Below are 20,634 nucleotides of genomic sequence, written 5' to 3'. Positions count from 1 at the left end.
TGTTACATGCGGAAACGCAACGTTATGAAACTCATGGCCATCTGATGCATTTCCCTTTCGACCGTTCACGGCAACGTGAGCGTGTGTTGAAGGAGAGATTAAGATGAAAAAGCTCATTCTTGCGTCCGTTTCCGCGTTGGCCTTGCTTGGCGTCGCCGCCTGCAGTGACAGCGGCACGGATAACACCACCACCCAGAGCACCAACCCACCGGCCGAACAGCCGATGAAGCCGGCCACGCCGGAAGCAACGCCGCCGGCCGCAACGCCTCCGGCTACCGACAATTCGACCACGAAGAGCATCACACCCGAGAAGCCTGCCGAGCCGGCTCCGGCAACACCAGCTCCTGCGCCCGCGCAGTAGTCAGTAACGCAGTACTTCGTGTGATGAATGAGAAAGGCCGACTCACGTCGGCCTTTTTCATACTGTCCGAGCGCCGGGGCGACATCGCGCGTCAGCGCCGGACCGATTTGTCGTGCAAAGCCTGCGGCACTGTCCCGGCTTGATAGCAGGGGGCGGTGGCACTAAGAAGCAGGCCATGTCGATTTGGGATCGCCTCGGCGAATTCATCACTCGTGTTTCATCTTCAGCCTCGTCGGGTGTCGCCGACGTCGTCGAGGCCGTGCGCACGGTTTTCTCAGGCGATGCGGATCTGCGCCGGCGTGTCGCCTTCTCGGTGGCGATGATCGCGCTGTCGGCCAAGATGGCCAAGGCCGATGGCATCGTCACCCAGGACGAGGTGCGCGCCTTCCAGCAAATCTTCGACGTGCCGCCGAAGGAGACGCGCAATGTGGCGCGGCTGTTCCATCTCGCCCAGCGCGACGTGGCCGGTTTCGAGACCTATGCCGAGCGGATGGCGCAGATGTGCGGCTCGGGGCATTCCAACTGCGCGATGCTGGAAGACATACTCGACGGCTTGTTCCACATCGCCAAGGCCGACGGGCTGGTGCATGAGCGCGAAGGCCTGTTCCTGCATCGCATCGCCGAGATTTTCCGCATCGACGAGGCACATTACGAAAGCATCATGGCGCGGCACGTCAATCTGGGCGCCGGGGATCCCTATGTCGTGCTCGGCATCGAACGCGGTAAGCCGTTCGAAGAGGTCAGGAAGCGCTATCGAAAGCTGGTTTCCGACAATCATCCGGACCGGCTGATCGCGCGCGGCCTGCCGCAGGAATTCATCAAGATCGCGACCACCAGGGTGGCGGCGATCAATGCCGCTTATGAGATGATCGAGCGGGGCCTTCGCCACGCATGAGCGGTTTCCTGCCCGACGAGCCACGTGCCGAGGTCAGGGTATCGCCGAATTTCGGTCCGCGGCGCGAGCCACTCAAGCCTGAAATGATCGTGCTGCACTACACCGGCATGGCGACCGGCATCGGGGCCGAGGCGTGGCTGTGCGACCCGGCCAGCGAGGTGTCGTCGCATTATCTCGTCCACGAGAATGGCCACATCGTGCAAATGGTCAGGGAGAGCGACCGCGCCTGGCACGCCGGCAAGAGTTCGTGGTTCGGACGCGCCGACATCAATTCCTGTTCGGTCGGCATCGAGATCGTCAATCCGGGACATTCGCTGGGCTATCCCGGTTTTCCCAAGCGGCAGATCGACGCGGTGATCGGGCTGTGCAGGGGGATCGCCGGGCGGCATTCGATTGCCGCCGAGCGGGTGCTCGCGCATTCCGACGTGGCGCCGGGACGCAAAATTGATCCGGGCGAGAAGTTCCCCTGGCGGACGCTGTTCGAGGCCGGTGTCGGCCATCTGGTGGCGGCCGCACCCATCCGTCGAGGAGCCGTGCTCAGGCTCGGCGATACCGGCGGTGATGTGGAGGCGTTGCAGTCGATGTTGGCGCTCTACGGCTATGGCGTCGAGATATCGGGCATTTTCGACCTTCAGACGGAGGTCGTCGTCGAGGCGTTTCAGAGGCATTTCCGGCCGCGTAGAGTGGACGGCATTGCCGATGGCTCGACACTGCGGACGCTGCAAAACCTGCTTGCTTCCGTGAGGCGCTGACCTCCGGCAAGCCGCTCCCAAGCAACCCCTACCAATCTTTAAATTACAAGCTGTCACTCAAAGTGACTTGCCTGGCCTTGTTTGACACCAATTCGAGCGTCAAACGGCTGACGTGCAAGTTGTCGGACCCCCAAACCCCCGGATGTTCCGATATTGATTAAGCGATGCTGCGTGAACATCTTCACGCGGTTCAGACAGAACAGGATCACATGCAGAAATCGACCGTTTTAACGGCAGCTCTTGCTGCCGGCGTAATGACCTTTGCCTTCAGCGCGGCGCATGCCGCGCCATTCAGCCCGCGGGCCGATCAAGGGTTTGCCTCGGTACCCGCAAAAAGCGGCAAGACCACCCTGGCCAAAAGCGACAAGGCAAGCCACGACGCCAAGGCAACGAAGCGGGTTTCCGCCAAAGTGGAAAAAGCAAGCTGGTCCAAGCCCAAGAAGTCCACCGCCAAAAGGACGAAACGCGGCCGCAAGACCGTCGACATGACGACAACGGCGTCGGTTGGTGTGAGGAAGGCGGCGGCATCGACGGCCGCGGTGGCCAGCAGCGGCCAGTATTCCGCAATCGTTGCCCGCTATGCGGCGATCGAAGGCGTGCCGGTGTCGCTCGCCACGGCGGTCATCAAGATCGAAAGCAACTACCGGCCCAACATCGTCGGCAGCGCCGGCGAGATCGGCCTGATGCAGATCAAGCCGGCAACAGCGCGGATGATGGGCTATAGTGGTTCCGCCAAGGGCCTGTTCGATCCCGATACCAACATCAAATACGGCATGAAATACCTCGCCATGGCGCGGAATCTCGGCGGTGGCACGACCTGTGGTACGATTCTGAAATACAACGCCGGGCACGCCGCAACGCGAATGAACCCGGTGTCGGCCGCCTATTGCGGCAAGGTCAAGGTGCAGATGGCCGCGCTTGGATCGCCCGCATAAGTCTGCTTTTTCGTTTGCGTTTTCGAGCGTGAACCCCTTTATACGCCTTGCCAGCTGGCCGGGCGGCCGCACCCGCAAACGCCGAAAGGTCGCGGGTGAGGAAAGTCCGGGCTCCATGGAAACACGGTGCCGGTTAATGGCCGGCGGGGGCGACCCCAGGGAAAGTGCCACAGAAAGCAAACCGCCACGGTTCGGCTTTGCCGGATTCGGGGCAAGGGTGAAAGGGTGGGGTAAGAGCCCACCGCGCGACTGGCAACAGGAGCGGCACGGTAAACCCCACCGGGAGCAAGACCGAATAGGGGCGGTGCGAGGGGAAACCCTCGAGGGCTGTTTCCGGCCCACCGTCCGGGTAGGTTGCGTGAGGCGCATGGCAACATGCGCCCAAGATGAATGGCCGCCACGTTCTCGCACCGAAAGGGGCGAGGGCCATACAAAACCCGGCTTACAGGCCAGCTGGCAATTGTCTCCATGATATCGAAGAGAAGTCTTTGAGATCAGCAGGTTGCGCCCTCGGGCGCGCCTGGTGATTCAGGTTTGTTCGACGATCCGCCATGCAAGCCTGGACCGGCGATTGCTTGAAATTGGTGCGATTAAATCGTACCATGGATCGGCAAAATATATCGGGAGCCATCATGGGACAGGTCGATAAACGCAGCATAACGCTGTCGCCGGAATTGGCGCAGGCGGTGGACGATGTGGTCGCCGCCGGCGAATACGCATCGGCGAGCGAGGTAATCCGTGATGCGCTCAGGCAATGGAAAGACCGGCGCGACCTGCATGGCTATACGGTCGAGGAATTGCGCAAACTTGTGCAGGAAGGGATCGATAGCGGACGGGGCCAGTTTGCGTCGATGGATGAGATCAAGGTCGAAGCGCGTAAGTACAGGTTGTCCGACGGCTTTGAGAGCGGGAGAAAAATGGACGGGCCTCTGTTCATTGAGCGCTTACGGGCCAAATATGCTGCAATGACCGCGGTAGGCGACTCTCAGAGTGAGAGATAGCTGTCGCACTATCCAAGGACGAATGAAGGGATGACACGCCGACATGGTCATTGGCAATTTTCTCTCAAGGAGGCGACGACAGATCAAGCTAGGACGCTTTTTATCGCCTTGCATCGATGATATTGCTTCGTCGGCACTAACTCGCACCAGTTCTTGTACGATGCAGGGAAGTATTTTGGATGTTCGGATTCTTTTCGCGCAAGTCCAAGAAAATCTCCGAGAAGCCGGTTGGTGCTTCGCCTCCTGCCACAGGGCACTTATCGAAAACCGGGCTGCTAGTACCAGTAATCGTGCCTCGCTCAACCGTGGAAGATGCGGTCGAACGGCCCTTTGAGCTGGTCTTCGCTGTCGACAAATTCATCCACGCTATGGTTTCCCAAGGGCTCTACCACTATCCGGAGATCAGCCCGAAGGCCATGCAGGTCTTCCACGCCGATTTGTATTCAACTGAGGTGAAAAATGGCGGCCATAGTCAGTTCGTCCACAATGCCGGCAGGGAGTTCGATACTATGGTCGCCAACGCCCGTGCTGGTCTCACTGCGGCTGGTGCGAATGGGCAGCTAGCGACTCTGGAAAAGATGTCCGTCTGGGTCACGGAGCATCCCGCCGAAGCCGAAGAACAGACCGGCTTTGAGGGTGGTCGGGACGATTTTCTCGACACGCTTGATGATGCTTTCTACGACACTGACGAGGCGGCGCCGATGCTCGACCTGTTGGCGCGCTGGGTCGCGTCATGGCCCGATCTGCAAATTGTCGACGACGATGACTGCGATGAAGCCATCCGCCAATTGGCAATGGCCAATCCCCGGCGCGAATCCCGGCTTCTCCACCGATCGGTCGCCGAGCTGGTCGGCCAGATGTTTCGCCGGCGCGACGTCGGGGTTGGTCTTGCCTGTGCGGACGCGCTGCCGCCCGAAGTTAAATTATCGCTCGGTACGGCGAGGATGTTGGATGTCGAGGGCGAAAAGCAATTGGCTTTTCAACTGCGCACCAATGCAGGGGAGGTTCGTCTCTGCGTTGTCACAGACACCCATGCGGCGGTCTATGAATCCATTGCTCCGGAGGACCCGCCGATTGCGCGCGTGGGTGAAAATCCATTGGCCGCTGGCGTGCCTCGCGTCGGCCGCAAGCTCGGACAAGTCGATGCTCAAACAATAGCAAAGGTGATCGAACTGGCTGAGGAACATCACGCGCCGGTCGCCGTCGACCTTTTGCTGCGCAAGGCCGGAATCGATCCAACCAAAGCTATCGTTTCGGCGAACTCGATCGTGCAGCGCGAGGGAGGGCCGGTTGTCAGCTGGGTGGTAATGGCCGGCGGTCACGCATTTCTCTTCCAGGCATCCCGAGATCGCTGTGCACTGTTGCGTGGTGACAATGAGGAAAGTCTGGTGGAGGCTCATCGAACTGAGCTTGAGGAATATTTCGACCTGACCGCAGCCGCCGGCGAATAAGATGTCCGCTCGGACGGAACTGGCGACTAGCGCTGTTCCCGATAGCAGCCCTACTGCTTTTCGCTCAGAAAAAAATAGCCATCGGCGTGGCCGCTGGCGCCGCATGATGGCGGTTCCGAACGGTCATCCTTGCCGGTGCCGCTCTGCTCGACGACGAACGCATCGCCATCGCGGTGGAAGGTGAAGACAAAACCGGTCGGCTTGTCGTTGTCGTCGGTATCGACCAGCCGCAACTCCTTGCCGGCCCTGACCGTGCCGCCGATGTCGCACTCCGCACCGCCGGAGACAGGGTTGGCGACATCTTCCGACACTTCGAGCTTGCCGGCGCCTGCCGCCTTGATCTCGACCGAGCCGCGGCTGCTGCTCCATGTGCCGATGAGGCCGCTGTCCGCGGGCTTGCGGATGGCGGCGAGGAAGGTCGCGCGGTCGCGCAGAAATTCGCCGAGATCGAAAGTCTGATGGTCCTCGGGCATGTTCTCGGTGAAGCCGGCGATCTGGTCGCGATACAAGATGAAATCGCCTTGGTCGCCTCGCAAGGCCTTGCCGGCGCGAGGATCAAGCGTCTTCAGCAATGCCGCATAGCTCCTCGCCACATCGGCGTCGGCTTGCGCCAGGGCAGGATCGGCGCAGATGGCCTTTTCCGCCACGCTTGTCGCCTTGGCGCAGTCGAACGACGGCTTTGCTTGCGCGAATGCGCTGCCGTTCGCGGCCAGCCATGCCACCATAACTGTACCGATGGCGGACCAGGCAATGAGCTGCGCCTTGTCGGGGTTTCGGATCATGGGCGGTCGGCCTTTCCCGCGCCTAAAACCGGTGCTACCCCAAATTCTGTCGACAATGACGCCGACAAGCAAGCACGCCGGTCGCGCCCAATGCGGCGATGCCGATTGTTGCGTTGCGGCGAGGGGGGCTTTCGGCTATTGAGGCCGGACTTGAAACGGAGCCAGTTTATACCCGATGAGCCTTGTCGATACGGTCAAGAACGCGTTCGTACCGATCCATCGTGAAGGCTATCCCTTCATCGCGGCTTTTGGCGCGGCGACGCTTTTCCTCGGCTATTTCTCCTCGATCCTGTTCTGGATCGGCCTTATCCTGACGGCCTGGTGCGTCTATTTCTTCCGTGATCCCGAGCGCGTCACGCCGGTCGACGACCACCTCGTGGTCAGCCCCGCAGACGGCATCATCTCGGCTGTCGGACCGGCCGTGCCGCCGCGCGAGCTTGGCCTAGGCAACGTCGAGATGACCCGCATCTCGGTGTTCATGAACGTCTTCTCCTGCCATGTGAACCGCGCACCGGTGCGCGGCCGTATTGCCAGGATAGAACATCGGCCGGGAAAATTCCTCAATGCCGAACTCGACAAGGCAAGCACCGAGAACGAGCGCAACGGCCTGGTCATCGAGAGCCCCAACGGCACGGTTGCCGCCGTCCAGATCGCCGGCCTGGTCGCGCGGCGCATCGTCTGCTGGGCCGAGGCCGGCGGCTCGATCGCCATCGGCGAGCGCTTCGGCCTGATCCGCTTCGGCTCGCGCGTCGATGTGTTCCTGCCTTTGACCGCCACGCCGCGTGTTGCCGTTGGCCAGACGGCGGTCGGGGGCGAAACCGTGCTGGCTGAATTCGGCGGTGTCGCCGGCACGCCACTTGTTCGGATTTCCTGACCCGTGGGCACGCAATACAAAAAGTTCGAGGCCCATGCCAGCGGCGGTCCGCGCATCCGCGAAATCCCTATGCGCATGGTGCTGCCCAACCTCGTCACCGTGCTGGCCATCTGCGCCGGCCTGTCCGGCATCCGCTTCGGCTTCGAAGGCCGCTTCGAGCCGGCGGTGGTGATGGTGCTGCTCGCGGCATTCCTCGACGGCATCGACGGCCGCCTGGCGCGGATGCTGAAGGCGACCTCGAAATTCGGCGCGCAGATGGATTCGCTGGCCGACATCGTCAATTTCGGCGTCGCACCGGCTCTGGTGCTCTATGCCTTCCTGCTCGACCGTGCCGGCTCGCCGGGATGGATCGCCGCACTCCTGTTTGCCATCGCCTGCGGCCTGCGGCTCGCCCGTTTCAACGTGCTTGACGACGAGAAGACCGATCGCCCCATATGGCAGTCCGAATATTTCGTCGGCGTGCCGGCGCCGGCGGGAGCCGTGTTGGTGATGCTGCCGCTCTATCTTTATTTCCTGCGCACAGGGCTGGAGCCCAGTCGTCCAGCCGCCTTCGTCGCCACCGGCTTCACCATCCTGGTCGCCTTCCTGCTGGTCAGCCGGCTGCCGGTCTATTCCGGCAAGAGCCTGAGAATCCCGGGCGACAAGGTGCTGCCGATCATCCTTGGCGTCGTGCTCTACGTGCTCCTGCTGATGACCTATCCCTGGTACACGCTGACGGCTTCGGTCGCCGGCTATCTGATCTTCCTGCCGTTCAGCGTGCGCGCCTATTCGAAGCGCGCCAAGCTGGAGGGTGAGAAGGTGCCACCTTCGGATATAGGTTAGAAGATACGCCGAAGTCCTTGATCTGACTCACGCCGCGACGCCGAGCCCCAGCCTGTCGATCGCCAGCTTGCGGGTCGAGACATAGTCGGTCTTGCCGGAACCCAGCACCGGGATTTCCTCCACCTTGACGATGTCGTTCGGCACCATCAGTTCGGCGGCACCCGCCTGTTTGCCGAATTTGCGCAACTCGTCGGGATTGGCGTCGTCGGCGGTGGTGACCAGCACGATGCGCTCGCCGCGCCGCTTGTCGGGCACCGCCACCGCCGCGTGCCGTTCCTCCGGCCACAGCGATTGCACCAGCATCTCGACCGCACCGAGCGACACCATTTCGCCGGCGATCTTGGCGAAGCGTTTGGCGCGGCCGCGAATGGTGATGAAACCTTCACGGTCGACGGCAACGATGTCGCCGGTGTCGTGCCAGCCGGTCAGCGGCTGCAACTCACCGGGACGCTCCGCGGTCATGTAGCCCATCATCAGGTTCGGTCCGTCGAGCCACAATTGGCCGGCGTCGGAGATGCCCTCGACCGGCTCCAGCTTCATGCGCATGGCCGGCAGCAGCCGGCCGACGGTGCCGTCGCGGCCATGGATGGCGGTGTTGACGGCAACCACGGGTGCTGCCTCGGTCAGTCCGAACCCTTCGATGATCTCCGCCTGGAAGCGCTCGCGATAGACGCGGCGGGTTTCCGGCTTCACCGCCTCGGCGCCGGCGACGACGAAGCGCAGGCTGGAAAAATCGCCGTCCTTGGCGGTGCGCGCATAGTTGGCGAGGAACGTGTCGGTGCCGAACATGATGGTCGGTTTCACCTTGCGTGCGACCTCGGGGATGATCTTGTAGTGGAGAGGCGAGGGGTAGAGGAACAGTTTTACCCCAGTGACCAGCGGCAGGATGGTGCCACCCGTCAGCCCGAACGAGTGGAACACCGGCAGCACGTTGAGAAGGATGTCGGCGGGCGAGATGGTGATGCGTGCCTCGGCCTGCATGGCGTTGGCCAGCAGGTTTTTGTGCGAAAGGATCACCGCCTTGGGCGTGCCTTCCGAACCCGAGGTGAACAGGTTCACCGCTGGCTTGGCCGCATCCTGCCGTTGCAGCGGCCAGCGCCACAGCAAGGCGGCGGCAAGCTTGTCCAGCGCCGTGACGCCTTCCCGCACATCCTCCAGCCAAAGCAGCCTGGCACCGCCCTTCTCGACCGCCTCGACGATATCGGCAAGGCTGGCCTTCTCGACGAACGCGCGGGAGGAAATCACGGTCCTTATCACCGCGGTGCGCACGGCGGCGGTGACGCTTGCCGGCCCGGCCGTGTAGTTGATCATCGCCGCCACCCGGCCGGCCGACAGAAGGCCAGTGAGCGACAGCACGACGCCATTGGCGTTCGGCAGCATCAGCCCGACCGCTTCGCCCGGCGCAGTGACCGCCTCGAAGCGCCTGCCCAGGACGCGAGCGCCGATGAACATCTTGCGGTAGCTCAGCGCGCCGGAGATGACGTCCTCGATGATCGTGTGCGAAGCGCCGACCCGGTCGGCGGCATCGCGCATGGCCAGGAACAGGCCGCGATCGAGGTTGGTACCGAAAAGCCGGGCCTCGGCGACACGGTCGAACAACGCATTGGTGTTCGAGGCCTGGTCGGGGTTGCGCGCCACCAGTTCGGCGATGGTCATCGGCTCCAGAACGCTGATCGACAGCTGTGGAAACCAGTGCCGTGGTGCCTTGTCCGCGGGCGTCAACGACACCGGCAGGCTGCGCGCGCCGCTGACGAAGATCGGCACGATGCTGGCCTCGGCCTGCATGGCGATGCGCGTGACGGCACGAAACAGCCGGAACGTCTTGACGTCAGGCTCGACCGCATCCGGCAGATAGACGGCGAGCCGGCCTTTGCCTTTGAGGACGCGCACCAGCCGGCGGCTGACGAAGACATGTTCGGCGTTGAAGGCGATGGTGCGGCCGAGCTCGCGCCACGGTTCGAGCCAAGGCGACCGCGCCGAGACCTCGTCGAGAATATGCAGCGTGTCGTCCGGCAGCAGCGACAGCATCAGAGCCGGTTCGAAACGCGATTGATGCGAGATGACGTAGATGACCGGGGCCCGCGCCTTGCGGGCGATCTTGACCCGGGTGTCGGCGATTCGGTAGGCGAGTTTGAACGGCACATAGAGCAGCGCCTGGGTGAAGCGCAGGCCGAGGCGGAATTTTTCCGCCACGCCGATCAGCAGCCAGGCCAGAACAAGACCCGCAAGCAGCGCCAGTGTCAGGACCATGCCGCGTCTCTCCCAACGATTTTATCATCTCGGCTCTTTTGCGGCCGCTTCGGCCAGAACCTAGACCATGTGGGAGCAACGTCAATGCGGATGAGGGCAAGCTTACCTTCTTGCCCCGAGCCAGAAGGTAAGGTCTGTGTTCACGCCGCCTTCAACCGTCCGCTGATGAAACGGAATTCCTGCGTCTTGCCGCCATAGCCATAGGCTGCTGCCGGCACTTCGTGCACGAAGGCATAGCTTTCCTCGTGCACGCCGCCCAGCAGACGGCCGAAGGCAGCGAATATCGCTTTCAGATAGGCTTCCAGTTCGAGCTTGGTGTTGGTGCCGTCGACCACCTTGATATCCAGCCAGAACGTATTGGTGCCATGCTCGGCCAGCGACTTGCCGCCGGCGAACCAGTGCTGCGGATCGATGTAGGATACGGCGACGGCTGTAATCGTCGGATCCTTGCGCAACTGCGTCGCGGTGATTTCGGTGACCTCCTTTGCGATGCGAGCGGAAAGAGCCGCGTCAGGCCTGCCGGTGACGCTTACGGTGATGATGGGCATTTCTCTTCTCCTCGGTTCGAGCGGCGTCTGATCGCCGTTGAAAGAACCATGCCATCATTATTAAATCAAAAAAATCGAATTGTTTTAAATTGAAGGTTCGATATTATCGAATTATGCAAACGCTCGATCCCGATCTGCTCAGGACCTTTCTTGCCTTCGTCGACAGTGGCTCATTGGCCCAGGCGGCTTCAAGCGTCGGCCGTTCGCCCTCGGCGGTGACCGCCCAGATGCAGCGGCTGGAGGAAATCGTCGGCGAGCCGCTGCTGGCGCCGCAAGGCCGGGGCCGAGGCTTGACCCCTGCAGGCGAGGATCTCGTCGGTCATGCCAGGCGCATCCTTGCTGCTCACCGCGAGGCCTGGCTGGCACTGAAGGGCGCACGGGCTGCCGGGCGCGTCGCCATCGGCACGACCCAGGATTTCGCCGACAGCGGCCTGCCGGACCTGCTGCGTGCCTTCGCCGTCAGTCATCCGCGCGTCAGGATAGAACTGCGGGTCGGCCGCTCCGCCGAACTGGCGCAGGCGCTGCAGTCCGGCGGCCTCGATCTGGCGATCGTCATGCGCCAGGCCGCGGTGCCGGACGAAGTCGGCGTGCTGCGTGAGCCGATGATATGGCTGTGCTCGCAAAAAGGATTGGCCTCGCGGCAGGAGGAAGTGCCGCTGGCTCTGCTCGATCCGTATTGCGGTTTTCGCGAAGCGGCACTTGCCGCACTCGATGCTGCCGGTCGCCGCTACCGCATCGCTGCCGGCAGTGCCAGTCTGGCCGGCCTGCGCACGGCGGTGAACGCCGGTGTCGCGCTCACGTTGCGAACGGCCCGCTTTGCCCATTCCGGCATCGTCGAGGCGCCGCGCGAGCTTGGTCTGCCGCAAGTTCCAATGGCTGAGTTCGCGATCCGGCTGCGCGTCGGCGCCGATGGTCCGGCGAGCGACCTCGCGACACTGCTCAGCGGCAACCTTGCCTTGTCGGCTGGCTGAATGCCAAAGAAAAAGCCGACCTTACGGTCGGCTTGAGAGTAGGACGGGCCGAGGGGTTTGGGGGGACTTGGGGATGGCCCGTCACACCAATAATGTCTGACCACGATGATGGTTCCGTGACTGCGTCACTTTTTTAAGAAATATTTGACGCCACGCGTTGCGAGCGGACCATCAGCCAATCCCGCCCCGCATGGGCAAACACCGCACACAGCACGATAGCGCCGCCGATCATGCTGGCGACCGGTGCAATCTCGCCCAGGAACTGGGAGGCAAACAGGATCGCGAACGGCACTTCGGCCGAGCCGAACAGCCCGGATTCGGCGGGCGGAATGAGCCGTGCGCCCTCCGTCCAAAGGATCGAGGACAGCGCGAAGGACGCGCCGAAAGTGGCGAGCAGAACGGCATCCCTTGGCGAAACCGCTAGCGGATCGGTGACGAACCAGCCGAGCACGAACAGCAGGAACGCCGAAACCGCGCCGGCCCATACCACCGGCGTGTCGCGGAAGGCGCGCACCATGATCATGTAGAGGCCGCTGCCGACGGTCATCAGCAATGCCAGCCCGTCGCCGAACAGATTGCCGCTGCCGAAGCCGGACCAGACCATGATCGCCACGCCGCACAGCGATACGGCGGCGGCGACCATCGTCTGCAGTCGAAGCGGCTCGCGCGTCAGAACCCAGGCCAGCAGCGCGGTGACGAAAGGCGCTGTGGCATAGATGACGGCGACATTGGCGACAAAGGTGAACTTGAACGCCGAGATGAAGGCTATGCTGGCCAGCGCGCCTTCCACCGCCAGCAGCCAGCCGCGCCAGCCGAGGCGCGGCGTTTCGCGGTTGCCGGAGCGGCGGCGGCGCCACAGCACGTAGAGGCTGATCAGGATCGCGCCGACAAAGCCGCGCCAGCAGATGATTGTCAGCGGGTCGGCATGGATCGACTTTGTCAGAACACCAGTCAGGCCGAAGACGGCGGCCGACGCTGACACCAGGATGATGCCGAGCGTGCGCTCCGCGGCGGTGTCGGCGGTGGCTGCGATGTCAGTCATGCCACAAGCCTACGCCGTTCAGTCCTGACATCGTAGCGTCAGCAGTGATGGTAATCCACATCATAGCCGTTTGCGAAAATGCTCGCCGCCGACGATCAGCAGGCCGGCAGCGATGATCAGGCAGCACCCGGGAAGACTTCGCGGCGCGGCACGCCGCCCCAGTTCCATGGCGATCTGCACTCTCGCAAAGCTTATTGCGTCGCCTGGTAAAGCTCCGAAGCGGCCTCTTTCAGGGCACGCCGACCATCGGATCTGAAGTACATCATGTGGCCGCCCTCGACGACATCGAGACGGATAGGCTTGGCGTTGGCGAGCGACGAGATCTGGCTCACCAGGTAGCGCGAGGCGAGGTAAGGCGTGACCAGATCGGTGTAGCCGTTGACGATCACGACGCCGAGCGACGGGTTCAGCGAGCGTGCTCGCTGCAGATCGTCCATCACACCGGCATAGCCTTGCCGCGAGGCGCTGGTGCCGTAATCCCAATTGTGGCTGACTTCGCCATTGAGCAGCCGATAGCTGACGTCGGTGCGGAAATTCAGTTCGTCGCTGATATAGCCGACGAAAGCCGACGTCAACGCCGGTACGCTGCGGTCGAGCACTGGATCCGGGCCGGCGATGCGGGCGCTCTCGGGCGCGATGTCGGCCGTGCCGATCATGGCGTCATATGGGCTGAGCACTTTGCCGCTGGCACGGGCGAACTCCCTTGCGAACAGGCCGGTCGGGATACGGGCGGAGTTCCGCTGCACGAGGTCGAGCGGCAGGCCGGTGATGTCAGCCACGCGTTGGCTCGCCAGCCGCCTGCCTTGCTCCAGTCCGCTGGTGAGCGCCGTAAGGTAATCGCCCATCGCATAATGTTCGACTTCGGCCAGCTTCTCCCGTAACGCATCGCCGCTGACGCCTTCGGCGCGCAGGCGCACCGCCGCCAGTGAAGGCAGTTCAAGCGCCCAGTGCAGCGGCTCGAATTCGTCGGGTTGCACCAGCGTGAACTCCAGCGCCGGCGAGATCAGCACGATGCCGTTCGGACTGATGCCGATGTCTTCCTGCAATGTCCTGGCGAGCAGCGCCGCGCGGAACCCGCCATAGCTTTCGCCGGCGAGGAACAACGGCGATCCGGTGCGGCCGTTCTGCGCGAGATAGAGCCGGATGAACGCGCCTATCGAACTGGCATCCTGATTGACGCCCCAGAAGTCGTGCGTGTCCTGGCCGGGTGCCTCGCGGCTATATCCGGTTCCGACCGGATCGACGAAGACGAGATCGGTCATGTCGAGCCAGCTGTCCGGATTGTCGATAAGTCTTTGCGGTGAGGGCAGGAATTCGCCGTCGGCTCCCGTTGCGATTATACGCGGACCGAGTGCGCCGATATGCAGATAGGCGGACGCTGCTCCAGGGCCGCCGTTGAACACGAAGGTAATCGGCCGCTGCGGGTCTTTGGCCATGCTTGCCGGTGGCTCCAGCGCGTAGGCGACATAGAAGATCTCCGCCGTGACATCGCCCTTGCCGGAAAGCAGCGACAGGGTGGCGGCCTTTGCCTGATAATCCAGCTTGCGCCCGGCGAGGGTGATCGAATGGTTGGTGGTCCGCGGCGGCGGCAGCAGGGACAGCACGCCGCCCGAGGGGCCCGGCCGCTCCACCGTTTCAGCCAGGAGGGGCTGCGCCAGGGCGGCAAGCATCGGCAGGATAAGGAAGATCAGTTTCAGCTTGACCGGCATGATGGCTCCGCGAGAACGACTCCCGCATAGGTATGGCCGAGATGATCGAAGTCAAAGGAAATGGCTGTTTGGTTGGACAACTGCTGCTGCCGCTCCTTCTCCCTTCTTCCTGCGAGCGGGCTGCTGGCTCCAACCGCGTCTTGGCGGCTCGCCCGTGTGCGGTGGCGATGAACAGCATTGCCTTCCCGTAGTGATCGGCGCAAATCTCGACCGCACGAAATAGCCGACGAAAGGGGAGAGCGGATGGATGCGACCGAACTGAAGGCCATGCAGGCGCCGCTGAAGCAGACCTATCGTGACGATGCTTCGCAGGCCCTGATCACGCTTCGCGCCAAGGGCTCGATCGACGACCAGTCGGTCGCCTGCAAGGTGGAGACGGGCAGGGCGCTCGCCATCGCCGGGCTGCATCCGGCAACAGGTGGCTCGGGCCTTGAGCTCTGCTCGGGCGACATGTTGCTGGAGGCATTGGTGGCCTGCGCCGGGGTGACGCTGAAGGCGGTGGCGACGGCGCTCGAGTTCAAGCTCGGCGCCGCCACGGTGGAAGCAGAAGGCGACCTCGATTTTCGCGGCACGCTCGGTGTGGCAAAAGATGCGCCGGTCGGCTTTCGCGCCATTCGGCTCAATTTCAACCTCGACACCGATGAGCCGCGGGAGCGGGTAGAGTCACTGCTGAAGCTGACCGAGCGCTATTGCGTGGTATTCCAGACCATCAACCAGAAGCCGGAACTGACGGTTTCAGCTCGACGCTGAGGATCTCCCCCTTGAGGGGAGATGTCGCCGAAGGCGACAGAGCGGGTCGGAACGACGGGACGCGACCTTCTTCCGCCGGCAGAGGAGGTTAGCGCTCGACGCGCGGCGACCCCCTCTGGCCTGTCGGCCGTTCGTCGTTCGGAAAGCCAAGCAATTGGCTTTCCGTCCGCTGTGCGGATCACTCCTCAACCCCCTCAAGGGGCGAGATTACGCTCATTACTGCGCTGACGGTTCTTCGGCGTCGCCTTCGTCGGTGAAGGGCGAGGCGCTCGGCACGCATTGCACCGACCAGCCGGCCGGTGTCGGCTGTTTCTGATACTCAGCGATGGCGGCGGTGCACTGTTCGCGCTTGTCGAAGGTGCTGGGCAGGACGACCATGCCGCCTTGCGGGCCGGCGATTACCAGATACCAGACCAACGCTGCGGTCGTTGCCATGGGGATTTCCTCGTTCTGCCAGTTGGGTGGTTGTTGTGGGAGTCGCTGCGATCCTACCAACTCCACGGAAGTGACGAAAGCATGGCCGCCGCGCAGCCTCCAGCCGTCACATCACAGCCGCGTGATGAGGCGGCGGGTTTGTCACGCTGCCGCCCGCGCGAGTGCGGCTATTCCGGCTGCCGATAGGCGACGAAGCGGTTGTGCTTGGCCTGGAAAATCAGCCCGGTCTCCTTCAAGTCGGGGCTCGCCAGCGGCACGATGAGCTTGGCGATCTCCGAGGGGTGGGGCAGCGTCGCCGGATCCTCGCCGGGCACCGCCTGCGCCCGCATGGCGGTGCGGGTGGCGCCGGGATCGGCGGCGTTGACGCGCAGCGGCAGGCTTTGCGTCTCATGTGCCCAGGAACGCATCATGGTCTCGACCGCCGCCTTGGACGCTGCGTAGGGCGCCCAGAACGCGCGGGCCGAGTGTGCCGCGTTGGATGACAGGATGATCGCTCGCCCGGCGTCGGAGAGCCGCAGCAGCGGGTCGACCGAGCGGATCAGCCGCCATGTCGAGGTGACGTTGATGGTCATCACCTTCTCGAAGGTTTTTGCTTCGACATGACCGATCGGCGAGATGACGCCGAGCACGCCGGCATTGGCGACGAGAATGTCGAGCTTGCCCCAGCGCTCATGGATGGCGCCGCCCAGCCGGTCGATGCCTGCCATGTCGGCGAGGTCGAGCGGCACCAGTGTCGCCTGGCCGCCGGCCGCCTTGATCTGATCGTCAAGCTCTTCCAGACCGCCGACAGTGCGCGCTACCGCGATGACATGCGCGCCGGCGGCAGCCAATTCCTTGGCGATGAAGTAGCCGATGCCGCGCGAGGCGCCGGTGACAACCGCAACGCGGCCGGTAAGGTCGAGGGGACGGGTCAACGGGCAACTCCGAGGGCTAGCGTTCTAACTCGGACTTGGCTCTGCCTCGTCAGCCTGCATATTTGGCGAAAGCGGAGGTGGGAGCGCAATCTCCCCCCTTGCGGGGGAGATGTCCGGCGGGACAGAGGGGGGTGTGAAGGATCGCCAATTTTCGAAATGATCCGACCCCGAGAGAGAACCCGGCCAAGCGCGCGGCTGGAATTGATCGACAGGATGGAGGGACAGCACCCCCCTCTGCCCTGCCGGGCATCTCCCCCGCAAGGGGGGAGATCGGCTGCTTCGAGGAGGCCGCAACAAAGTGATCGCGGCGAAATTTGCAAACCGGCGAAATTCACGGTTGCAGCAAGGCCCTACGTCCCGCTCGTCGCCAGCAGCGACAGCGTGCGCACATTGTCGTGGCCCTCGAAGTCGAGCAGGCGGGTCGGGTACTGCCCGGTGAAGCAGGCGTCGCAGAATTGCGGCTGGTCATTGTCGCGGCTGGCCTCGCCGACGGCGCGGTAGAGCCCGTCGATTGTGAGGAAGCCGAGCGAATCGACGCGGATGAATTCGGCCATTTCTTCCACCGACATGCGCGATGCAAGGAGCTTCGACTTCTCCGGCGTGTCGACGCCGTAGAAGCAGGAGGCGCGTGTCGGCGGCGATGCGATGCGCATATGCACTTCCTTGGCACCGGCGTCGCGCACCATCTGCACGATCTTCTGGCTGGTGGTGCCGCGCACGATACTGTCGTCGACCAGCACCACGCGCTTGCCCTCGATCATGCGGCGGTTGGCGTTGTGCTTCAGCTTGACGCCCATATGGCGGATCGAATCGCCCGGCTGGATGAAGGTGCGGCCGACATAATGGTTGCGGATGATGCCGAGTTCGAAAGGAATGCCCGCCGCTTGGCTAAAGCCGATCGCCGCCGGCGTGCCCGAATCCGGCACCGGCACGACGATATCGGCCTCGACCGGGCTTTCGACTGCCAGCTCGGCGCCGATGCGCTTGCGCACCTCATAGACGTTGCGGCCTTCGACCGACGAATCCGGCCGCGCGAAATAGACATATTCGAAGATGCAGAAGCGGGTCTTCTGCGGCTCGAACGGGAACAGGCTTTCAATGCCCTTGGACGTGACGACGACCATCTCGCCGGGCTTCAGGTCGCGCACGAAACGCGCGCCGATGATGTCGAGCGCACAGGTTTCGGAGGCCAGGATCCAGGCGCCGTCGAGATCGCCGAGCACCAGCGGCCGGATGCCGAGCGGGTCGCGGCAGCCGATCATCTTCTTGGCCGTCATGGCCACCAGCGAGAAGGCGCCCTCGACCTGCCGCACCGCATCGATGAAACGCGAGTTCAAATCGCGCTCCTTGCTGGTGGCGACGAGGTGCAACAGCGTCTCGGTATCGGAGGTGGAGGAGAAGATCGCGCCCTGCTTCTGCAGCGCCCGCTGCACGGTCATGGCGTTGGTCAGATTGCCGTTGTGGGCAACGGCGAAGCCGCCATCGGCCAACTCGGCGAAGAAAGGCTGGATGTTGCGCATGCCGGCGCCGCCGGTGGTGGCGTAGCGCGTGTGGCCGATGGCGCGGTTGCCTTGCAGACTGTCGATGACGCGCTGCTTGGTGAAGGTGTCGCCGATCAGGCCGACATGGCGTTCGACATGGAACTGGCTGCCGTCATAGGAAACGATGCCGGCCGCTTCCTGGCCGCGATGCTGGAGCGCATGCAGGCCCAATGTGACGATGGCCGCGGCATCCTGCCGGCCGAAAATGCCGAACACACCGCATTCGTCGTGGAAATGGTCGTCGGCCTCGGCGGAAAGCACGTCGTCTGCGTCTGCCATCTTAAGCTCCGCTAAAATCGCCATATAATGCGGGTTCGCGTCGAAAGCAACGCGCGCCGTGCAGCCATTCACACCATCGTCAAGTCCCAGCGCCCATTTCCGGCGTCAGTTTGCCGGTGCAGCCGGTGCTGGATTGGCCGGGGCGTTGTCCGCCGGCGGTGTTGCGGCATCATCATCAGGCGCCGGCGTGTTGGCATCGTCCCCACCCGCCGGAGCATCCGCTGCCGGTGCGTCCGGAGCAGCGGGCGTCTCGGTAGCCGGCTGATTCGGATTGAGCTTCTTCAGGATGGCGTTTTCCGGATCCTCGGGCAGCAGGCTTTCGAGCTTGGCGCCGATCTGCTCGAGCAGCGGCCGCGACTTGGCCTCCGTCACCCAGGCCGGTGCCTTGGCGCCGGCCAGCCAGTTGAAGAACAGAAGTGCGACGGCGACGACCAGGATGCCGCGCGCGGCGCCGTAAAGGAAACCAAGCGTGCGGTCGAGCGCGCCGATCCTGGAATCGATGATCCAGTCGGCAAGCTTCATGGTGATGACCGAGACGACGATCAGCGCGATGACGAAGACAACGCCGGCGGCGGCCGCCATGGCGATCTTTTCATTCTCGATGTAGGGCGCGAGGTAAGGCACAACCGGCTTGTAGAAGAAGAACGCCGCCGCCGCCGCCGCTGCCCAAGAGACGACGGACAGGATTTCGCGCGAGAAGCCGCGAACCATGGCGAGCATCGCCGAGACCAGAGTGAAGCCGACGAGAATTCCGTCAAGCAGCGTAATCGGCATGTCTTTCGCCCCACTCCATGAGCTGCATTATAGCGCGGAGCATCGGATTTTCCTAAACCGGTTCCCGCCTTCGGGTCCGATGCCCTAATCTTCCTCGTCCGCGCGGCTTCGGCGTGAGCCGGCTATGCGCGCGACGAGGTCGGCAAGCTCGGTCGGCTGGAAAGAACCGGCCCCGATCCCCCCGGCCAATTCCCCGCTGCCCGAAGGCAGGACCGCGCTTCCAAAACCCAGCTTTTCGGCTTCCTTGAGGCGCTGTTGCGCATGCGCGACCGGCCTCACTGCGCCCGAAAGACTGATTTCGCCGAAATAGACGCAATCGGCGGGAAGGGCAAGGCCGGTGAGCGAGGAAACCAGGGCCGCCGCCACCGCAAGATCCGCCGCGGGCTCCGAAATGCGATAGCCGCCGGCGACGTTGAGATAGACATCATGGCTGCCGAAGCGCACGCCGCAATGGGCTTCGAGGACCGCCAGGATCATCGACAGCCGGGCGCCGTCCCAGCCGACGACGGCGCGGCGCGGCGTGCCGAGCGAGGAGGACGCGACCAGCGCCTGTATCTCGACCAGCACTGGCCTTGTCCCCTCCATGCCGGCGAAAACCGCCGCGCCCGGCGATTTCGCATGGCGCTCGCCAAGGAAAAGCTCGGACGGGTTGGCAACCTCGCGCAGGCCCTTGTCCGACATTTCGAAGACGCCGATCTCGTCGGTCGGTCCAAAACGGTTCTTCACCGTGCGCAGGATGCGGTAATGATGGCCGCCTTCGCCTTCGAAGTAGAGCACGGCGTCGACCATATGCTCGACGACGCGCGGCCCGGCGATCTGGCCTTCCTTGGTGACGTGGCCGACCAGCACGATCGCCGCCCCCGTGGACTTCGCATAGCGTATCATCGCCTGGGCGGCGGCGCGCACTTGGGTGACGGTGCCTGGCGCCGAATCGGCAAGGTCGGTCCACAGCGTCTGGATCGAATCCAGGATGACGAGATCCGGCCGCTTGCCGTCGGCTATTGTCGCCAGGATATCCTCGACATTGGTCTCGGCGGCAAGCTCCACCGGAGACGAGGCGACGCCAAGCCGCTGCGCCCGCAGCCTGATCTGCGCGACCGCCTCTTCGCCCGAGACATAGACGATGCGGTGGCCTTTTGACGCCAGCGCGGCCGCCGCTTGGGTGAGCAGCGTCGATTTGCCGATGCCGGGGTCGCCGCCGACCAGAAGCGCCGAACCGCGCACGAAACCACCGCCGGTGGCGCGATCGAGTTCGCCGATGCCCGAAATGATGCGCGGCGCGTCCTCGATGTCGCCGGACAGCGTGGTCAGCACCACCGCGCGGCCCTTGCGGGCGTTGCGTGTATTGGCCGGACCCGAGCCGATGCCGCCGGACGTACCTTCCTCGACCAGCGTGTTCCACTCGCCGCAGGCATCGCATTTGCCGGCCCAGCGCTGATGCACCGATCCGCAACTCTGGCAGATGAATTGTACGCGCGACTTGGCCATCAGATTTGTGCCCCCCGATGTCTGGCAGGACAGAGGGGGGCGCGAAGGAACGAGGCCTGT

The 20,634-nt window shown here is 63.5% G+C and carries 20 protein-coding genes and 1 other RNA gene; 11 read left to right on the top strand and 10 right to left on the bottom strand.

Translation table 11 applies throughout. The features are described from left to right. The first annotated feature begins 103 nt into the window (after positions 1 to 103). The 7 genes from NKH03_RS04685 (at position 104) to NKH03_RS04655 (ending at position 5,395) form a co-directional block, all read left to right on the top strand. Positions 104 to 361, top strand: a complete 258-nt coding sequence (locus NKH03_RS04685; RefSeq protein ID WP_352865355.1) for a hypothetical protein — start codon at positions 104 to 106, stop codon at positions 359 to 361. A gap of 175 nt (positions 362 to 536) precedes the next feature. Next, positions 537 to 1,256, top strand: a complete 720-nt coding sequence (locus NKH03_RS04680) for a TerB family tellurite resistance protein (RefSeq protein WP_352865353.1) — start codon at positions 537 to 539, stop codon at positions 1,254 to 1,256. Then, a complete protein-coding gene (locus NKH03_RS04675; RefSeq protein ID WP_352865350.1) occupies positions 1,253 to 2,008 on the top strand; it encodes a peptidoglycan recognition protein family protein in 756 nt (251 codons plus the stop codon). The genes NKH03_RS04680 and NKH03_RS04675 overlap by 4 nt, the downstream gene beginning before the upstream one ends. 209 nt (positions 2,009 to 2,217) lie before the next feature. Next, on the top strand, positions 2,218 to 2,943 hold the full coding sequence (locus NKH03_RS04670) for a lytic transglycosylase domain-containing protein (protein ID WP_352865348.1): 726 nt from the start codon (positions 2,218 to 2,220) through the stop codon (positions 2,941 to 2,943). Between the two features lie 50 nt (positions 2,944 to 2,993). Continuing rightward, an RNA gene (rnpB, locus tag NKH03_RS04665) (RNase P RNA component class A) lies at positions 2,994 to 3,404 on the top strand. Between the two features lie 171 nt (positions 3,405 to 3,575). Further along, positions 3,576 to 3,944 carry a type II toxin-antitoxin system ParD family antitoxin gene (locus NKH03_RS04660; RefSeq protein ID WP_352967325.1) on the top strand — a complete coding sequence of 123 codons (369 nt, stop codon included), beginning with the start codon at positions 3,576 to 3,578 and terminating at the stop codon, positions 3,942 to 3,944. A gap of 179 nt (positions 3,945 to 4,123) precedes the next feature. Continuing rightward, positions 4,124 to 5,395, top strand: a complete 1,272-nt coding sequence (locus NKH03_RS04655) for a DMP19 family protein (RefSeq protein ID WP_352967323.1) — start codon at positions 4,124 to 4,126, stop codon at positions 5,393 to 5,395. Positions 5,396 to 5,445: 50 nt separating this feature from the next. Here the strand turns inward: NKH03_RS04655 and NKH03_RS04650 are convergent, their stop codons facing one another. Next, positions 5,446 to 6,177, bottom strand: a complete 732-nt coding sequence (locus NKH03_RS04650; protein ID WP_352967321.1) for a lysozyme inhibitor LprI family protein — start codon at positions 6,175 to 6,177, stop codon at positions 5,446 to 5,448. A gap of 175 nt (positions 6,178 to 6,352) precedes the next feature. Between NKH03_RS04650 and NKH03_RS04645 the strand changes: the two genes are divergently transcribed. Next, positions 6,353 to 7,051, top strand: coding sequence for a phosphatidylserine decarboxylase (locus NKH03_RS04645; protein WP_352868224.1), 699 nt, complete (start codon positions 6,353 to 6,355; stop codon positions 7,049 to 7,051). A gap of 3 nt (positions 7,052 to 7,054) precedes the next feature. Further along, on the top strand, positions 7,055 to 7,873 hold the full coding sequence (locus NKH03_RS04640) for a CDP-alcohol phosphatidyltransferase family protein (protein WP_502913483.1): 819 nt from the start codon (positions 7,055 to 7,057) through the stop codon (positions 7,871 to 7,873). Between the two features lie 27 nt (positions 7,874 to 7,900). Here the strand turns inward: NKH03_RS04640 and NKH03_RS04635 are convergent, their stop codons facing one another. Continuing rightward, positions 7,901 to 10,123, bottom strand: coding sequence for an AMP-binding protein (locus NKH03_RS04635; RefSeq protein ID WP_352967319.1), 2,223 nt, complete (start codon positions 10,121 to 10,123; stop codon positions 7,901 to 7,903). Between the two features lie 140 nt (positions 10,124 to 10,263). Continuing rightward, positions 10,264 to 10,671 carry a tautomerase family protein gene (locus tag NKH03_RS04630; RefSeq protein WP_352967317.1) on the bottom strand — a complete coding sequence of 136 codons (408 nt, stop codon included), beginning with the start codon at positions 10,669 to 10,671 and terminating at the stop codon, positions 10,264 to 10,266. A gap of 113 nt (positions 10,672 to 10,784) precedes the next feature. On the opposite strand from NKH03_RS04630, the gene NKH03_RS04625 reads away from it, so the two are divergent. After that, the gene (locus NKH03_RS04625; RefSeq protein ID WP_352967316.1) at positions 10,785 to 11,642 is read left to right on the top strand and encodes a LysR substrate-binding domain-containing protein; all 858 of its coding nucleotides are present in this window, start codon (positions 10,785 to 10,787) and stop codon (positions 11,640 to 11,642) included. A 133-nt stretch (positions 11,643 to 11,775) separates the two neighbouring features. Here NKH03_RS04625 and NKH03_RS04620 read toward each other — a convergent pair whose 3' ends face one another. Both NKH03_RS04620 and NKH03_RS04615 read right to left on the bottom strand, forming a co-directional pair. After that, complete coding sequence (locus tag NKH03_RS04620) at positions 11,776 to 12,684, bottom strand: DMT family transporter (RefSeq protein ID WP_352967314.1); 909 nt, start codon at positions 12,682 to 12,684, stop codon at positions 11,776 to 11,778. 191 nt (positions 12,685 to 12,875) lie between these two features. Beyond that, on the bottom strand, positions 12,876 to 14,393 hold the full coding sequence (locus tag NKH03_RS04615; protein WP_352967312.1) for a S10 family peptidase: 1,518 nt from the start codon (positions 14,391 to 14,393) through the stop codon (positions 12,876 to 12,878). A 243-nt stretch (positions 14,394 to 14,636) separates the two neighbouring features. Between NKH03_RS04615 and NKH03_RS04610 the strand changes: the two genes are divergently transcribed. After that, complete coding sequence (locus NKH03_RS04610; RefSeq protein ID WP_352868207.1) at positions 14,637 to 15,143, top strand: OsmC family protein; 507 nt, start codon at positions 14,637 to 14,639, stop codon at positions 15,141 to 15,143. Between the two features lie 216 nt (positions 15,144 to 15,359). Here the strand turns inward: NKH03_RS04610 and NKH03_RS04605 are convergent, their stop codons facing one another. The 5 genes from NKH03_RS04605 to radA all read right to left on the bottom strand — a co-directional run bounded on the left by NKH03_RS04605 (position 15,360) and on the right by radA (position 20,574). Continuing rightward, complete coding sequence (locus NKH03_RS04605; protein WP_023761619.1) at positions 15,360 to 15,578, bottom strand: hypothetical protein; 219 nt, start codon at positions 15,576 to 15,578, stop codon at positions 15,360 to 15,362. A gap of 167 nt (positions 15,579 to 15,745) precedes the next feature. Continuing rightward, positions 15,746 to 16,492, bottom strand: coding sequence for an SDR family NAD(P)-dependent oxidoreductase (locus tag NKH03_RS04600; RefSeq protein WP_352880816.1), 747 nt, complete (start codon positions 16,490 to 16,492; stop codon positions 15,746 to 15,748). A 350-nt stretch (positions 16,493 to 16,842) separates the two neighbouring features. Beyond that, a complete protein-coding gene (gene purF, locus NKH03_RS04595) occupies positions 16,843 to 18,312 on the bottom strand; it encodes an amidophosphoribosyltransferase (RefSeq protein WP_183453881.1) in 1,470 nt (489 codons plus the stop codon). A gap of 105 nt (positions 18,313 to 18,417) precedes the next feature. Then, complete coding sequence (locus tag NKH03_RS04590) at positions 18,418 to 19,086, bottom strand: CvpA family protein (RefSeq protein WP_352967310.1); 669 nt, start codon at positions 19,084 to 19,086, stop codon at positions 18,418 to 18,420. Positions 19,087 to 19,170: 84 nt separating this feature from the next. Next, positions 19,171 to 20,574 (bottom strand): DNA repair protein RadA, encoded by a 1,404-nt coding sequence (gene radA, locus NKH03_RS04585; protein ID WP_352880820.1) that lies wholly within the window; start codon positions 20,572 to 20,574, stop codon positions 19,171 to 19,173. Positions 20,575 to 20,634 lie beyond the last annotated feature (60 nt).

It is taken from the genome of Mesorhizobium sp. M1406 (genome assembly GCF_040317555.1).
In the GTDB taxonomy this organism is placed as follows: domain Bacteria; phylum Pseudomonadota; class Alphaproteobacteria; order Rhizobiales; family Rhizobiaceae; genus Mesorhizobium.
This window is presented reverse-complemented; position numbering and strand designations above follow the sequence as displayed.

Excerpts from the sequence above, each read along its gene's own strand:
- NKH03_RS04590 (WP_352967310.1), bottom strand. The coding sequence starts at position 19,086 with ATGCCGATTACGCTGCTTGACGGAATTCTCGTCGGCTTCACTCTGGTC.
- NKH03_RS04660 (WP_352967325.1), top strand. The coding sequence starts at position 3,576 with ATGGGACAGGTCGATAAACGCAGCATAACGCTGTCGCCGGAATTGGCG.
- NKH03_RS04685 (WP_352865355.1), top strand. The coding sequence starts at position 104 with ATGAAAAAGCTCATTCTTGCGTCCGTTTCCGCGTTGGCCTTGCTTGGC.
- NKH03_RS04635 (WP_352967319.1), bottom strand. The coding sequence starts at position 10,123 with ATGGTCCTGACACTGGCGCTGCTTGCGGGTCTTGTTCTGGCCTGGCTG.
- NKH03_RS04670 (WP_352865348.1), top strand. The coding sequence starts at position 2,218 with ATGCAGAAATCGACCGTTTTAACGGCAGCTCTTGCTGCCGGCGTAATG.
- NKH03_RS04655 (WP_352967323.1), top strand. The coding sequence starts at position 4,124 with ATGTTCGGATTCTTTTCGCGCAAGTCCAAGAAAATCTCCGAGAAGCCG.
- NKH03_RS04620 (WP_352967314.1), bottom strand. The coding sequence starts at position 12,684 with ATGACTGACATCGCAGCCACCGCCGACACCGCCGCGGAGCGCACGCTC.
- NKH03_RS04675 (WP_352865350.1), top strand. The coding sequence starts at position 1,253 with ATGAGCGGTTTCCTGCCCGACGAGCCACGTGCCGAGGTCAGGGTATCG.
- NKH03_RS04615 (WP_352967312.1), bottom strand. The coding sequence starts at position 14,393 with ATGCCGGTCAAGCTGAAACTGATCTTCCTTATCCTGCCGATGCTTGCC.
- NKH03_RS04680 (WP_352865353.1), top strand. The coding sequence starts at position 537 with ATGTCGATTTGGGATCGCCTCGGCGAATTCATCACTCGTGTTTCATCT.
- NKH03_RS04605 (WP_023761619.1), bottom strand. The coding sequence starts at position 15,578 with ATGGCAACGACCGCAGCGTTGGTCTGGTATCTGGTAATCGCCGGCCCG.
- NKH03_RS04645 (WP_352868224.1), top strand. The coding sequence starts at position 6,353 with ATGAGCCTTGTCGATACGGTCAAGAACGCGTTCGTACCGATCCATCGT.
- NKH03_RS04630 (WP_352967317.1), bottom strand. The coding sequence starts at position 10,671 with ATGCCCATCATCACCGTAAGCGTCACCGGCAGGCCTGACGCGGCTCTT.
- radA (WP_352880820.1), bottom strand. The coding sequence starts at position 20,574 with ATGGCCAAGTCGCGCGTACAATTCATCTGCCAGAGTTGCGGATCGGTG.
- purF (WP_183453881.1), bottom strand. The coding sequence starts at position 18,312 with ATGGCAGACGCAGACGACGTGCTTTCCGCCGAGGCCGACGACCATTTC.
- NKH03_RS04610 (WP_352868207.1), top strand. The coding sequence starts at position 14,637 with ATGGATGCGACCGAACTGAAGGCCATGCAGGCGCCGCTGAAGCAGACC.
- NKH03_RS04650 (WP_352967321.1), bottom strand. The coding sequence starts at position 6,177 with ATGATCCGAAACCCCGACAAGGCGCAGCTCATTGCCTGGTCCGCCATC.
- NKH03_RS04625 (WP_352967316.1), top strand. The coding sequence starts at position 10,785 with ATGCAAACGCTCGATCCCGATCTGCTCAGGACCTTTCTTGCCTTCGTC.